At 71.0% G+C, this 12,947-nt stretch carries 14 protein-coding genes; 7 read left to right on the top strand and 7 right to left on the bottom strand.

Going from position 1 to position 12,947, the window contains the following annotated elements; genetic code table 11:
• Positions 1 to 132 precede the first annotated feature (132 nt).
• Positions 133 to 687 (top strand): RNA 2'-phosphotransferase, encoded by a 555-nt coding sequence (locus MZC64_RS39945; RefSeq protein WP_247764111.1) that lies wholly within the window; start codon positions 133 to 135, stop codon positions 685 to 687.
• Here MZC64_RS39945 and MZC64_RS39940 read toward each other — a convergent pair.
• The gene (locus MZC64_RS39940; RefSeq protein ID WP_247764112.1) at positions 684 to 1,553 is read right to left on the bottom strand and encodes an alpha/beta fold hydrolase; all 870 of its coding nucleotides are present in this window, start codon (positions 1,551 to 1,553) and stop codon (positions 684 to 686) included. The genes MZC64_RS39945 and MZC64_RS39940 overlap by 4 nt on opposite strands.
• A 25-nt stretch (positions 1,554 to 1,578) precedes the next feature.
• A complete protein-coding gene (locus tag MZC64_RS39935; protein ID WP_247764113.1) occupies positions 1,579 to 2,463 on the bottom strand; it encodes a helix-turn-helix transcriptional regulator in 885 nt (294 codons plus the stop codon).
• Positions 2,464 to 2,612: 149 nt separating this feature from the next.
• On the opposite strand from MZC64_RS39935, the gene MZC64_RS39930 reads away from it, so the two are divergent.
• Positions 2,613 to 3,476 carry an oxidoreductase gene (locus tag MZC64_RS39930; RefSeq protein WP_247764114.1) on the top strand — a complete coding sequence of 288 codons (864 nt, stop codon included), beginning with the start codon at positions 2,613 to 2,615 and terminating at the stop codon, positions 3,474 to 3,476.
• 4 nt (positions 3,477 to 3,480) lie between these two features.
• Here MZC64_RS39930 and MZC64_RS39925 read toward each other — a convergent pair whose 3' ends face one another.
• A complete protein-coding gene (locus tag MZC64_RS39925; RefSeq protein ID WP_247764115.1) occupies positions 3,481 to 5,235 on the bottom strand; it encodes an ABC transporter ATP-binding protein in 1,755 nt (584 codons plus the stop codon).
• 121 nt (positions 5,236 to 5,356) lie between these two features.
• Here MZC64_RS39925 and MZC64_RS39920 point away from each other — a divergent pair, with 121 nt between their 5' ends.
• Entirely contained in the window at positions 5,357 to 5,941 is a 585-nt protein-coding gene (locus tag MZC64_RS39920; protein WP_247764116.1) for a TetR/AcrR family transcriptional regulator, read from the top strand.
• On the opposite strand, the gene MZC64_RS39915 is transcribed toward MZC64_RS39920, so the two are convergent.
• Positions 5,895 to 6,506, bottom strand: a complete 612-nt coding sequence (locus MZC64_RS39915; RefSeq protein WP_247764117.1) for a TetR/AcrR family transcriptional regulator — start codon at positions 6,504 to 6,506, stop codon at positions 5,895 to 5,897. The genes MZC64_RS39920 and MZC64_RS39915 overlap by 47 nt on opposite strands.
• 93 nt (positions 6,507 to 6,599) lie before the next feature.
• Between MZC64_RS39915 and MZC64_RS39910 the strand changes: the two genes are divergently transcribed.
• The 4 genes from MZC64_RS39910 (at position 6,600) to MZC64_RS39895 (ending at position 9,556) form a co-directional block, all read left to right on the top strand.
• On the top strand, positions 6,600 to 7,169 hold the full coding sequence (locus MZC64_RS39910) for a TetR/AcrR family transcriptional regulator (protein WP_247764118.1): 570 nt from the start codon (positions 6,600 to 6,602) through the stop codon (positions 7,167 to 7,169).
• 197 nt (positions 7,170 to 7,366) lie between these two features.
• Positions 7,367 to 7,711 (top strand): hypothetical protein, encoded by a 345-nt coding sequence (locus tag MZC64_RS39905; RefSeq protein ID WP_247764119.1) that lies wholly within the window; start codon positions 7,367 to 7,369, stop codon positions 7,709 to 7,711.
• A gap of 16 nt (positions 7,712 to 7,727) precedes the next feature.
• Positions 7,728 to 8,747 (top strand): PPE domain-containing protein, encoded by a 1,020-nt coding sequence (locus MZC64_RS39900; protein WP_247764120.1) that lies wholly within the window; start codon positions 7,728 to 7,730, stop codon positions 8,745 to 8,747.
• Positions 8,744 to 9,556 carry an ESX secretion-associated protein EspG gene (locus tag MZC64_RS39895; RefSeq protein WP_247764121.1) on the top strand — a complete coding sequence of 271 codons (813 nt, stop codon included), beginning with the start codon at positions 8,744 to 8,746 and terminating at the stop codon, positions 9,554 to 9,556. Before MZC64_RS39900 ends, MZC64_RS39895 begins: the two co-directional genes overlap by 4 nt.
• Here the strand turns inward: MZC64_RS39895 and MZC64_RS39890 are convergent.
• From MZC64_RS39890 to MZC64_RS39880, 3 genes are all read right to left on the bottom strand, one after another.
• Entirely contained in the window at positions 9,474 to 9,965 is a 492-nt protein-coding gene (locus MZC64_RS39890; protein ID WP_247764122.1) for a methylated-DNA--[protein]-cysteine S-methyltransferase, read from the bottom strand. The genes MZC64_RS39895 and MZC64_RS39890 overlap by 83 nt on opposite strands.
• Positions 9,966 to 9,974: 9 nt before the next feature.
• Positions 9,975 to 11,444, bottom strand: a complete 1,470-nt coding sequence (locus tag MZC64_RS39885) for an AlkA N-terminal domain-containing protein (protein WP_247764123.1) — start codon at positions 11,442 to 11,444, stop codon at positions 9,975 to 9,977.
• 71 nt (positions 11,445 to 11,515) lie between these two features.
• Complete coding sequence (locus MZC64_RS39880) at positions 11,516 to 12,922, bottom strand: glycoside hydrolase family 28 protein (protein WP_247764124.1); 1,407 nt, start codon at positions 12,920 to 12,922, stop codon at positions 11,516 to 11,518.
• Positions 12,923 to 12,947 lie beyond the last annotated feature (25 nt).

Raw genomic sequence — 12,947 nt, 5'->3', positions numbered from 1 at the left:
ACTCGATCGTGTCAGGCGGGGACTTGGTTTGGGAGTGCTCCTTATATATCCCGATATGCCTGCAACTTCCGGTCAGACGATGGGATAAGTCTGTGGGTGGTTGACGGGGTCGCGGGGTTCACTTGTCCGGACATGAATGAGAAGCAGATGGTTCAGGTGTCCAAGCGACTGTCGCGGCACCTGCGGCACGCGCCCGAGGAGATCGGGCTGGAGTTGGGCGACGGGGGCTGGGTTTCCGTCGCGGAGTTGCTCACCGCGTTGGCGCGGCACGGGTTCCGGGTCAGCCGGGATGAGCTGGCCGAAGTTGTCGCGCGGAATGACAAGCGGCGGTTTGCCTTTGACGACAGCGGGATGTTGATCCGGGCCAGTCAGGGGCATTCGGTCGCGGTGGAGCTGGCGCTACCGGTGGCTGTACCGCCCGCGGTGCTCTTCCACGGGACCGTGGCAGCCGCGTTGGCGGCCATTCGGCGGGAAGGGTTGCGGCCGATGCGACGACATCACGTGCACCTGTCCGCCGCTGAGGAGACCGCGGTCCGGGTGGGCGCGCGGCGGGGCAGGCCCGTGGTGTTGCGGGTGGATGCGGCGCGGATGGTCGCCCAGCGGCGGGTGTTCTACGTCAGCGCGAATGGGGTGTGGCTGACGGATGGGGTGCCGCCGGAGTACCTGGGATGGGCGGATCTGGCTTAGCGGCGGGTGTTTGCGGTGATCTCTTCGACGATCCAGGGCCAGATCGGGCGGGGTAGGTCGTGGCGCAGGTCGGGGATGAGGGTGAGGGTGGCGCCGGGGATGGCGGCTGCGGTGGCTTTTCCGCCGCTGACGTCGATCAGTGGGTCGTCGATTCCGTGGATTACCAGGGTGGGGATGTTGATGCTGGTCAATGCCTTGGTGCGGGGTGGGGCGGACCAGATCGCGGCGAGTTGGCGGGCGCCGTCGGCTGGGCGGTAGGCGCGGTCGTAGGCGGCGGTGGACACAGCTCGCATGTCCGCCTCGGTCACGCCGAGGCGGGTCGAGGAGATCGCCAGGCCGGCCTGGGCGCCGTGTTCGATGATGTCCTCGCGGGTACTGGGGCTGGGGCGTTGCAGGAACGCGGCCGTGTCCGGGCGGCTCTGGCCGACGGTGCGATCGCCGGTGCTGGACATGATCGAACACAGGCTGAGCGCGCGGCCGGGGTAGTTGATCGCGATCAGCTGGGCGATCATGCCGCCCATCGAGGCGCCCAGCAGGTGCGCGGCGCCGATGCCCAGGTGGTCCAGCAGGCCGACCGCGTCGGCGGCCATGTCATCCAGGGAGTACGGGACGGTGCGGTGGTCGCCTGCCACGATCGCCGGGAAGTCCGGGGCGGGGGTGTCGGGGACTCCGGTGGACAGGCCGACGTCGCGGTTGTCGAAGCGGATGACGAAGAAGCCCTGGGCCGCGAGCAGCTCGACGAGCCGGTCGTCCCAGGCGGTCAGCTGGGCCAGCTGGCCCGCGATCAGCAGCAGTGCCGGATCGGTTGCGGCGCCGTGGGTTTCGTAGGCCAGCTCGATGCCGCTGGGCAGGGTCGCACGGGACATGGGATCGATGCTGCCAGTGGTGGAGTCAGCTGGGCCGCTCGTGGACCGGGATCTCGCTGAGGGCTGAATCCGTTGCCCAATTGGCCAGGAAGCGCAGGGCCTCGGCGGAGCGGGAGCCGGGTTCGGCGGTGTAGACGATGAGTTTCTGGTCTGTGGCGTCCCGCAGTTCCATGGCCTGGTAGTTCAGCGTCAGCGGGCCGGCGATCGGGTGTTCCAGGGTCTTGCGGCCGTGCATCTGCGCGCGCACCCGGTGATCTGCCCACCAGCGGCGGAAATCCGGGTCCTTCAGCGACAGTTCACCGACCAGCGCGGCCAGTTTGGGGTCGTCCGGGTACCGGGAGGCGTCCTCCCGCAGGTAGGCCACGCAGTCGCGCACGACCTCGTCCCAGTTCCGCAGCCGCGAGCGGATCTCGGGATCCAGGAAGGTCAGCCGGAGCAGGTTGCGCTGGGCAGGCGGCAGCCGGGCGAAGTCGAGGTAGAGCGCGGCGGCGAGGTTGTTCCAGGCCAGCACCTCCATCCGCCGGCCCAGCACCAGTGCGGGCAGGCCCTGCAGGCCGTCGAGGATCTGCTGGGTCTGCGGGCGGACCGACGCGGTGGCGGCGCGGGTTCCCGGCGCGTGCACCGGTTCGGCGATGCGCAGCAGGTAGGCGTGTTCGTCCTGGCGCAGGTCCAGCGCCCTGGCCAGGGCGTCCAGCACGGCGCGGGAGACGTTGCGGGTGCGGCCCTGTTCGAGCCGGACCAGGTAGTCCACGCTCACGCCCGCCAGCTGGGCCAGTTCCTCGCGGCGCAGGCCGGGCACCCGGCGCCGGCGGCCGTCCTCGGGTAAACCGCGCGCCACCGGGTCCACCCGCGAGCGGCAGGCGCGCAGGTATTCGCCGAGTGCGGCGCCTGCGGAGGGGGTGCGGTCCATGGGCCCATTGTGACCGTCGGCGGGCTCGCTTGCCTGGTACTGCCAGTCCCAGGGACGGGGAGTCCCAGGGACAAACAGTCCCTGGATAGGCCCCAGCGAAGTCGGCAGAGTCGTTGGCAGCAGAGGACAACGACCTTGGGAGCACAGCAATGACCACGTGGTTCATCACCGGCGCGTCGCGGGGCTTCGGCCTGGAGATCGCCCGGCAGGCGCTGGAGCGCGGTGACTCGGTGATCGCCACCGCCCGCGACACCGCGGCGGTCGCCGCGGCACTGCCCGGCTTTGCCGAGCGGCTGCTGCCGGTACAGCTGGACGTCACGGACGAGGATGCGGCGCGGCAGGCGGTCGCGGCCGGGCTGGCGCGATTCGGCCGGATCGACGTGCTGGTCAACAACGCCGGACGCGGGCTGCTCGGCACGGTGGAGGAGGTGAGCGACGCCGAGGTGCGGGCGGTCTTCGACACCAACGTCTTCGGATTGCTGGCGGTCACCCGCGCGCTGCTGCCGGTGTTCCGGGCCCAGCGCTCGGGCAAGATCCTCAACCTCAGCTCGGTCGGTGGCGTGGTGAGCTGGGCAGGCTGGGGCGCCTACTGCGCGACCAAGTTCGCCGTCGAGGGCTTCTCCGAGGCGCTGCGGCTGGAGCTGGCGCCGCTGGGCGTGCAGGTCACCTCGGTGCAGCCGGGGCCGTTCCGCACCGATTTCCTGGACGCCAGCTCGCTGGTCCGCTCGGCCACCGTGATCGAGGACTACGCGGCATCCGGCGGGGTCATGCGGGACTGGGCCGATGACACCAACCACGCCCAGGAGGGCGATCCGGTGAAGGCTGCGGAGGTCATCCTCGCCGTCACCGACCGGGAGGTGCTGCCGGCCAGGCTGCCGCTGGGCAGCTCCTGCGTGGCCGATATCGAGGGGCACCTGGCCGAGGTCACGCAGGAGCTGGCCGACCTGCGTGACCTGGCCGTGTCCACGGATTTCGCCGGGGTGGCCGCGGGATCCTCGCTGCCCCGCGGCTGACCGGTCAGGCGGCGCTGGTCACCGGTGCGATCCGCAGCGCGGCCACCAGGTCCCGGTAGAGCTCGTCGTTTTCCAGGAGGTGGGCGTGGTTGCCCAGGGCACGCCGTTTGCCCTTGTCCAGCAACAGGATCTGGTCGGCGTCGAGCACGGTGGAGAGCCGGTGCGCGATGGTGACCACCGCACCGTGGCGGGCCACCCTGGCGATCACGTCCTGCACCGCGGCCTCGGTCAGCCCGTCCAGCTGGGCGGTGGCCTCGTCCAGCAGCAGGATCTCCGGGTCGCTGACCAGGGCGCGGGCCAGGGCGATGCGCTGGCGCTCGCCGCCGGAGACCACCGAGCCGGAGAGCACGGTGTCCAGGCCGTCCGGCAGCGTGCGGGCCCGTTCGGCCAGCTGCACCGCCTCCAGCGCGGTCCACAGCTCCGCCTCGGTCGCGCCGGGGTGGGTGTACTGGAGGTTCTCCCGGAGCGTTCCGGGCAGCAGCGGGGTGTCCTGTTCGACGTAGACGATCCGCCTGCGGACCTCGGCCAGCGACCACTGCTCGTAGCCGGTGCCGTCCAGCGCCAGCTCACCGTGTTCGGGCTGCAGGAAGCGCAGCATCAGGGAGAACATCGTGGTCTTGCCGGAGCCGGAGGGGCCGACGATGGCGGTGTGCCCGGTGCGTGGGATGTCCAGGCTGACGCCGTCCAGCGCGGGTGGCGCGCCGGGGGCGTAGCGGGCGGTGACCTCGCGGAAGGAGAGCACGGGGGCCTGCGCGGCGGGCTCAGGCTCACGGGCCAGCGGCTCGGTCTGCTCGATGGAGAGGTTCTCGATCTCCTTGATCCGGGCCGCGGCGGCGATGCCGGACTGGAGCTGGGTGAAGGTCCGGGTCAGCGTGGACACCGGCTCCATCACCTGGAAGGCGTAGAGCAGGAAGGCGACCAGGCTGGAGACCGGCAGCGCGCCGGAGCTGACCCGCCAGGCGCCCAGGGCCAGGATCAGCAGGATGGCGAGCTGGATGCCCCAGCTCGCGGTGGTCCAGGCGACCGCTTCGATCCGCACCGCGCGCACGCTCTGCCGCGCGGATTCCTTGGCCTCGGTGAGGATCCGGGTGCTTTCCCTGGCCTCGGCCCGGCTGGCCTTGACCGTGCGGATGGCCCGCAGCGCGCCTTCGAGCACGCCGCCGAGCCTGCCGACCGCGGCCTGGGCGTTGCGCTGGGCGTCGGCCAGCGGGGACATCAGGATCGCCACCACGGTGCCGACCACGATGAGCACGATGACGGTGCCGGTGAGCAGCACCCAGTCGAGCACGCCCATCAGGATCAGCGCGCCGGCCAGCGCGACCGCGCCGTTGACGAAGTTGACCACGCTGTCGGTGGCCGCCTCACGCAGCAGCACCGTGTCCGAGGTGACCCTGGTGACCAGCTCGCCGCTGGGGCGGTTGGCCAGTTCGCCGACCCGGACCCGGAACAGCCGGTGCACCATGGTGCTGCGGGCGTCCAGCACGATCCGCTCGGCCAGTCTGCCGAGCAGGATCCACTGCGCCAGCCCCAGTCCCGCGCCCACCAGCAGCAGGCTGACCAGCAGCGCGACCGCGGGCAGGATCGGCGCGGACACGGCGAGACCGTCCAGCACCCCCTTGGTGACCAGTGGCGTGGCCAGCGTGGCCCCGGTGGTGCCCAGGCCCAGCACCAGGCCCAATAACAGTGTCCGGCGGTGCGGCCGCACGAAGTGCCACAGCACGCGGGTGTGCTGCCAGCGCGGCGAATCGGGTTCTGACATGTCTGCGCCCCAAGTTGTTCGTTCAGGTCAGGGCACCAACGTACCAGCGTGGGACACCCATGTCCCATAATTTGTAGGGAAAGCCCCTAACTGGGAGGACGTGGTACTAGACTGGTTCCTTATGACGAGCAGCACCCGGGAGTCGGGCAGCCGGAGCCGGACCCGCAAGGCGATCCTGGACGCGGCTGTCACCGTGCTGGCGCAGCGGTCCACTGCCTCGATGGCCGAAATCGCCGATGCGGCCGAGGTCGGGCGCAGCACGTTGCACCGCTACTTCCCGGAACGCTCCGAGCTGATGACCGCGATCTTCCGGATGACGGTGGAGCGACTGGGCACCGCGCTGGCCGAGGCGAAACTGGCCGAGGGCACCGCCGCGGAAGCGCTGCGCCGCGCGGTGCACGCCTACTTCGAGCTGACCCCGGCGCTGATCCAGGTGTGCAGCGAGGGGCAGCAGCGCAATGAGGACGGCTGGCTGAACGCGGCCTTCGACCTGGCGGACCGGCCGGTGGTCGCGCTGATCGCCCGCGCGCAGGCCGAGGGTTACCTGGATCAGTCGATCAGTCCGGAGTGGATCTACAAGGTGTTGTGGTGGAACGTCTTCGCCGGCATCGAGGCCACCGGCGAGGGGCTGATGGGCAAGCATCAGGCGGCGGAGTCGGTCATCCGGCTACTGGAGCGGGGATTGCTGGCTTCGGCAGGTTCATGACCGCGGCGCCGACGACCTCGCCGATGGTCTGCTCGCTCAGGCCGCCGCGGCGCAGCAGTTCCACTCCCTGCAGGGTGGCCAGCAGCACCCTGGCCTGGGCCGAGGTGTCGGTGTCCGGGTGCAGCTCGCCCTCGGTCACCGCGGTGGCCAGCGCCCTGGCCACCAGTTCCTCGATCGCGACGAAGGTGGACTGGGTGCGGGCCAGCACCTCCGGGTCGTCGCCGCCGAGTTCGGTCGCGCCGTTGACCAGCAGGCAGCCGAAGCGCTCCTGGGCACTGGGCGTGGTGGCCATCCGGACCAGCAGGGCACGCAGGCGCTCCAGCATGGATCCGCTGCCTGCGCGCAGGCCCGCGCACAGGGCCTCGACCTGACGTTCGCGGTTGATCTCCAGCGCGCGCAGGAAAAGCTGCCGCTTGTCGCCGAAGGCCCCGTAGAGACTGCCCTTGCCGAGGCCGGTGACCTGCATCAGGTCATCCAGCGAGGTGGCCGCGTAGCCCGCGCGCTCGAACTGGGCGCAGACCGCGGTCAGCACCTCTCGTTCGTCGAAGCTGCGCGGCCGGGGCATGCCTCGATGCTAGTCCGCGTGCCGGCCGGCGCCGCCGGATCGCGCCGGGAACGTCACCTTCCAACAAGAACGAACGTTCTGTACGATGGCGGCATGAGCACCGACGTGAAGGTTTCCGAGCCCCGGGAGCGACTGCTGGCCACCGCTTCAGAGTTGTTCTACGCCGAGGGCATCCAGGCCATCGGGGTGGACCGGCTGGTCAAGGAGGCATCGGTGACCAGAGCCACCTTCTACCGGCACTTCCCCACCAAGGAGGACCTGGTGGTGGCCTACCTGCGTGGCAAGCACGAGGAGATCCGCGGCGGGGTGGAGGCCGCGGTGGCCGGTCAGGACCCGGCGACGGCGCTGCACCTCATGCTCGGCGCGTTCGCCCAGGCCAGTTGTGGCCCCGGTTTCCGCGGCTGCGCCTTCCTCAACGCCGCGGCCGAGTACCCGGATCCGCAGGCGCCGGTGCGGGTGCTGGTCCGGGAGCACCGCGGCTGGTTCCACGACGGACTGCGGGGCAGGCTGACCGAGGCCGGGCACCCGGACCCCGGGCACGCGGCCACCGCGCTGGTGCTGCTGCGGGACGGCATCATGTCCGGCGGGTACCTGGACCAGCCCGCGGACATCCAGTCCACTGTGGACCGAATGGTGGACGGCGTGCTGGCCGGGAACTGCTGACCACCGACTTTCGCCGGGTAATCCGACGGTCTGCGTCACATGCGGCCGAACAGGTGATTTCCCGCGGCCGGATAGTGGACAGGGGTCCGCGCACAGCCTTTCCGACCTGCGGACACCCGATCCACCGGCCCGACATCGCTTATTGGACAACGGATCTGCCAGTTTCGGCGGAGCCCGTAGTGATCTAGCGTCGGCGCGTGTTCACCACCGCCGCCCCGGTTCCGCTCGCCCCCGGCAGGCTGCTCGTGGACGCCGAGGAGATCGAGGCCACCAGGGCCGCCTTCGTCGAGGCGATCAACGAACTGGCTCCGTTGTTGCGACAGGCCCAGCACGCGCTGGTGAGCTGGCCCGCGGCCTCGGACGAGGTGAGCCGGGACGCGGCCGGTGAGCAGACCCGGCGCGGGGTGCAGTCGGAGGACTCCGCGCTGGCGGTGCTGACGGTATACCTGGCCGAGCTGTTCCACGCGGTCGAGCAGCTGGACGCGGCCGCGGCCGAGTACCGCGCCGCCGAGGACACCGCCACGGCGAATCTCCGTGTCTGAGAAGGGAAGGACCGGCATGCGAGGCGCCCATGGACGCTGCTGGCTGGCCGTCCCGCACCTCAAGATCTACCTGGACATCCACAGCGGCCCCGGGGTCGGCGCGACCGAACCCGCGGTGACCACCTACCGCAAGCTCGCCGAGGCGCTGCACCAGGTGGACGACAACCTGCACGCCCGGCTGGCCAAGTTGCGCACCGGCTGGCAGGGCGAGGCGGCGGCGCACACCGCGCACGCGCTGGCCCCGCTGGCCGCCTGGGCCGCGGACACCAAGGTGGCGATGACGGCCGAGGCCGAGGCCACCCAGGAGTGCGCCGACGCCTACGCGGACGCGCGCAACCACGTGCCACCGCCCCAGTTCCTGCCGACCAAGCCGGTGACCGCGGTGGCCTGGCTGCCCGCGCTGGTGGACAACCGGATCGACTACGAGCCGGTGGAGGTCCAGGTGGACGCCGCGCACGCGGAGGCCGCGCGGGCGATGGAGGTCTACGAGGAGCGGGTGGACACCGCGCTGGCCGAGCTGCCACCGCTGCTGAACCCGCCACGGCTGGACATCTCGATCGTCGCGCCCGGCTCGCTGTTGTCCGGGCTGTCGGTGCGGGATCCGTTGGGGCTCAACGCCTCGGTGTCGGTGAGCGCGGCGGGTCACCCGGCTCCGCACCCGCACCAGCCGGTCGCGCCGGTGCATTCGATCATTCCCGATCCGGCCCCGGTGCCGCTGGTCGATCAGCGGCAGTCGACGCCTCGATCGTCCACTGTGGACAAATCGCAGGTGTGGTCGACGGTCGGCGACGGCAATCCGGCCGACGATCACCGGCAGCCGCAACAGAATCCGCCCCGGCCCAGCGCGATGATCCGGACGGTTCCGGAGCAGCGGGTGGAGAAGTCCACTGTGGACCGTCGAAGGGCCGATGCCAAGCCGGAGGAAGCCGGGTTCGGGCTGCGCGACGGGGTGCTGGGCTACCACCCGGCGCCGCGCGCCTCGCCGGAGTCCGAGGAGGACACCCCGGCGGTCATCGGCTCCTCCCCCGCGCTGTGACCGCGTTCGCGCTCTCCGTCGCGGCCGTGGACCTGCTGTGGCGGCGGCTGGAACTGGGTCCGCAGCCCCTGGTCATCCGGGTGCCGCCACCGGCGCACACCGCGACCGAGCGGGCCGGGCAGACCGAGGCGGCCGAGACCGAACTGGCCGCCGCCGGACTGATGCTGCGGGGCGGGGTGCACCCGGAACTGGTGGCACTGCTGCGGATGCTGGCCCGGCCGGAGCGGGAGCTGGACGCGCGGCTGTTCCTGGAGCTGCCGGTGCGGGCGCTGGCTGCCAGTGCCGGTGAGCAGGCCGCGCTGGTGGTCTCCGACGGCACCCGCTGGCAGGTGACCGTGCTGGAGCCGACCGGGCTGGCGCACGCGATCCTGTCCCCGCTGCCCGAACGCCCGGCCGGGCCGGGGGAAAGCGTGTCGGTGCGGTCGGCGGCGTTGAGCGCGGCGGCGGCCTCGGGCGATGTGGAGTCCTTCGAGCCCGCGCTGATCGAGTTCGGCGTGCCGTCGGCGCAGGCCGCCGCGCTGGCGCTGATGTTCCGGGATCCGGTGGACTTCGGCCAGTTCGGCGTGGCCGGGCTGGACCCGACCGGGCGGCGGCGCCGGGCCGAGCGGGTGGTGGCCTTCCACGACACCAGCTACGGGCGCTACCTGGTGGAGGAGCACCGGGCCAGCGACGGCACGGCCTGGACCACGGTCAGTCCGGCGGACACCCGGCGGCTACACGGCCAGCTCACCACGCTGTCAGCTGACCTGTGCCTCGCTCGAAGTCCAGCAGTTGCCGCTTCTTCGCCAGTCCTCCCCCATATCCGGTGAGGTTGCCGGTCGAGCCGATCACCCGGTGGCAGGGCACGATGATGCTGATCGGGTTCTTGCCGTTGGCCAGGCCGACCGCGCGGGCGGCCGAGGGGTTGCCGAGGCGCTGCGCGAGTTCGCCGTAAGTGGCGGTCTCGCCGTAGGGGATCTCCAGCAGCAGTTCCCACACCGAGCGCTGGAAATCGGTGCCCTGCAAGAACATCGGCAGGTCGAAGTGGCGCAGCTCGCCGGCGAAGTACCGGGTGAGCTGGTCGATCACCGGGCCGAAGGCGGCCGGGTCGGGTTCGCCGAAGCTCTCCTGCGGTGGGAGGTGACGTTGCCGGTCCATGTAGATCCCGGCCAGCGCGCCGTCCTGGGCGACCAGGGTGAGCGGGCCGTAGGGGCTGTCGATGACGGTGTTGGTGCGCATGGGTTTTCCTTAGGCGGGCAGCAGGTTGATCGGGTGGTCGCCGGTGGCCCAGAGGTGCTGGACGGCGTAGGCGCGCCAGGGTCGCCAGAGGCCGGCGTGCCGGGTGAGGGCGGCGGGGGTGCTGGGCAGGCCGAGACTCTCCGCGGCCTGGCGGATGCCGAGATCGGTGGGAATGAAGGCGTCCGGGTCGCCGAGGGCGCGCATGGCCACGGTTTCCACCGTCCACGGGCCGAATCCGGGCAGCTCGGCGAGCCGGGCACGGGCGGCGGTCCAGTCGCTGCCGGGGCCGAGATCGAGGTCGTCGGCGGCCAGCGCGTGCACCAGGGCGAGCAGGGTGCGACGGCGGGACTCGGGCATGGCCAGGCTCGCGGGATCGAGCTGGGACAGGGCCTGTGGGGTGGGGAACAGGTGGGTGAGGCCGCCGCAGGGGTCCTCGATGGGCTCGCCGTGCGCGGCGACCAGGCGGGCGGCGTGCGTGCGGGCGGCCGCGGTGGAGACCTGCTGGCCGAGCACGGCGCGCACGGCGAACTCGGCCGGGTCCACGGTGCGCGGCACCCGGCGGCCGGGATTCTTCTCCAGCAAGGGTTTGAGCACCGGGTCGGCGCGCAGCTGCTCGTCCACGGCGGCCGGGTCGGCGTCCAGGTCGAGCAGCACCCGGCAACGGCTGATCGCCACCGGCAGATCGCGGACGTCGGTCAGGGACAGTCGGCAGCCGATGTGGTCGGGCAGCGGCCAGAGTTCGGCGATGCCGTGGCCGTGTGGCAGCCGCAGGGTGCGGCGGTAGGCGCCGTCCCGCCACTCCTCCACGCCGGGCACGGCGGTGGCGGCGAGGTGGCCGAACAGGTTGTCCGGGCACAGCGGCTTGCGGAAGGGCAGTCGCAGCAGCAGCGCGCCGGTGGTCGCGGCCGGGATGCCGCGGCCCGCGCGGGCGCGCAGTTCGCTGGGCGAGAGCGCGAAGACCTCGCGCACGGTGTCGTTGAAGGTGCGCACGCTGCCGAATCCGGCGGCCAGCGCGATATCGGTCATGGTCAGCGCGCTGGTTTCGATGAGCAGCCGGGCGGTCTGCGCGCGCTGCGCCCTGGCCAGTGCGAGCGGTCCGGCGCCGAGTTCGGCGTTGAGCTGGCGTTCGACCTGGCGGGTGCTGTAGCCGAGCCGGGCGGCCAGTCCGGGCACGCCCTCGCGATCCACCACGCCCTCGGCGATCAGCCGCATGGCCCTGGCGACCGCGTCGGCGCGGTGGTTCCACTCCGGGGAGCCGGGGCTGGCGTCCGGGCGGCAGCGCTTGCAGGCGCGGTAGCCGGCCTGCTGGGCGGCGGCCGCGCTGGGGAGGAAGACCATGTTGCGCGCCTTGGGCGGGCGGACCGGACAGCTTGGCCTGCAGTAGATGCCGGTGGTGCGGACCGCGGTGAAGAACCAGCCGTCGAACCGCTCGTCCTTGGCCTGGACCGCCCGCAGGCACCGCTCGAAGTCCTCGTGCACAGGTACAGCATCGACCCTGGCCGACGTGGTTGCTAGCAGAAATCCGACATCCACGTCGGCCAGGGGTCGGCTCAGGGTTGCATGGGTTTGCCGTTGACCGTGCTGCCGGTGAGCTTGAGGCCGTCGACGAACTTGATGGTGTTGCCGGTGCCGGCCACACCGGTGAACTTGCAGTCGATCAGCTCAAGGCCGTTGACGTGCGATTCGGCCAGGCCGGCCACGTTGAGCACCGAGGCGGCCTTGGTGCTGCCGCAGTTGGTCAGCCGGAACGGGCCGAACTTGGGCGGCGTGTTGCCGGTCTGGTTGTTGTAGGTGGAGTTCACGTACACCACCGAGCGGACGTAGGTGCCGGTGACCGAGTCCAGGTTGATGTTGGTGGAGAAGCCGCCGCGCTTGGTGTTGGACTTGACGTAGAGCGCGAACTTGGTCTCCCCCACCACGGTGAGCCGGTAGGCGTAGACGTTGCGGATGCCGCCGGTCTGCTCGCTGCCGCAGGTGATGGCGCCCCAGTTGCCGTTCATCCGGCAGTCGGCGACCACGATGTTCTGACACGGCACGTTGATCCGGCGGCCGTCGGCGTCCCGGCCGGACTTGATCGCGATGTTGTCGTCGTGCGCGCCGAGGTCGCAGTTGACGATCACCACGTGGTCGCAGGACTCCGGGTCGACGCCGTCGGTGTTGTTCGCCGAGGTGGTCGGGTCGGTGCTGACCCCGTCGATGGTGACGTTGCGGCACAGCGTGGGGTGGATCTGCCAGAACTTGGGGTTCTTCAGCGTGATGCCCTGGATGAGCACGTTCTCGCACTTGTACGGCTCGATGAAGGTCGAGCGCATGGTGTGGCCGGAGCCGGGCACGATCCGCTTCTCCGGCGCGGTTCCCTTGGCCACCAACGATTCCAGGTAGGCCCGGTCGTTGCCCTTGTTCCACGGCGAGGTGCCGCCGGCGTCCAGGGTGGCCTTGCCGGTGATCGCGATGTTCTTCTCGTCGTAGGCGTAGATCATCGGCGACCGGTTCATGCACTCGATGCCCTCGTACCGGGTGAGCACGGTGGGGAACTTGGCGCCGTCACCGCTGAACTTGAGCACCACCCCGGTCTCCAGGTGCAGATGCACGTTGCTGCGCAACCGGATCGCGCCGGTGACGTAGGTGCCCTTGACCACCGTGACGTGCCCGCCGCCCGCCTTGGTGCAGGCGTCGATGGCCTTGGCGAACGCCTCGGTGTTGTCGGTCTTGCCGTCGCCCTTGGCACCGTAGTCGGCTGCCTTGAACAGGCGGTCCGGGAAGGTGGGCAGGGTGGTCTCGGCGACGATCTTGTTCGCCTCCGGCCAGGGCAGCGTGGGCACGGCGGGCCGGGCGAGGTAGGGCGCGTCGGGCACCGGGCTGCCGATCGCCTGGGCGGCGGCCGGGACGAGCAGTGGGGCGGCCGCGGCGGCGGTGAGGCCGGTGATCAGCGTCCGGCGGTTGATCCTGCCTTCCATGGCTCCTTCTTCCGCGTCGAACGAA

It is taken from the genome of Crossiella sp. S99.2 (genome assembly GCF_023094165.1).
Classification (GTDB): Bacteria; Actinomycetota; Actinomycetes; order Mycobacteriales; family Pseudonocardiaceae; genus Crossiella.
Note: the sequence above shows the minus strand (reverse complement) of the source record. Positions and strands in the feature narration are given on the sequence as shown.

What these genes read in the sequence shown, in the direction of transcription:
- MZC64_RS39945 (WP_247764111.1), top strand. Translation starts at nt 133, where the DNA reads ATGAATGAGAAGCAGATGGTTCAGGTGTCCAAGCGACTGTCGCGGCAC.
- MZC64_RS39890 (WP_247764122.1), bottom strand. Translation starts at nt 9,965, where the DNA reads ATGCGCACCAACACCGTCATCGACAGCCCCTACGGCCCGCTCACCCTG.
- MZC64_RS39880 (WP_247764124.1), bottom strand. Translation starts at nt 12,922, where the DNA reads ATGGAAGGCAGGATCAACCGCCGGACGCTGATCACCGGCCTCACCGCC.
- MZC64_RS39940 (WP_247764112.1), bottom strand. Translation starts at nt 1,553, where the DNA reads ATGTCCCGTGCGACCCTGCCCAGCGGCATCGAGCTGGCCTACGAAACC.
- MZC64_RS39925 (WP_247764115.1), bottom strand. Translation starts at nt 5,235, where the DNA reads ATGTCAGAACCCGATTCGCCGCGCTGGCAGCACACCCGCGTGCTGTGG.
- MZC64_RS39915 (WP_247764117.1), bottom strand. Translation starts at nt 6,506, where the DNA reads ATGCCCCGGCCGCGCAGCTTCGACGAACGAGAGGTGCTGACCGCGGTC.
- MZC64_RS39900 (WP_247764120.1), top strand. Translation starts at nt 7,728, where the DNA reads ATGCGAGGCGCCCATGGACGCTGCTGGCTGGCCGTCCCGCACCTCAAG.
- MZC64_RS39930 (WP_247764114.1), top strand. Translation starts at nt 2,613, where the DNA reads ATGACCACGTGGTTCATCACCGGCGCGTCGCGGGGCTTCGGCCTGGAG.
- MZC64_RS39935 (WP_247764113.1), bottom strand. Translation starts at nt 2,463, where the DNA reads ATGGACCGCACCCCCTCCGCAGGCGCCGCACTCGGCGAATACCTGCGC.
- MZC64_RS39910 (WP_247764118.1), top strand. Translation starts at nt 6,600, where the DNA reads ATGAGCACCGACGTGAAGGTTTCCGAGCCCCGGGAGCGACTGCTGGCC.
- MZC64_RS39920 (WP_247764116.1), top strand. Translation starts at nt 5,357, where the DNA reads ATGACGAGCAGCACCCGGGAGTCGGGCAGCCGGAGCCGGACCCGCAAG.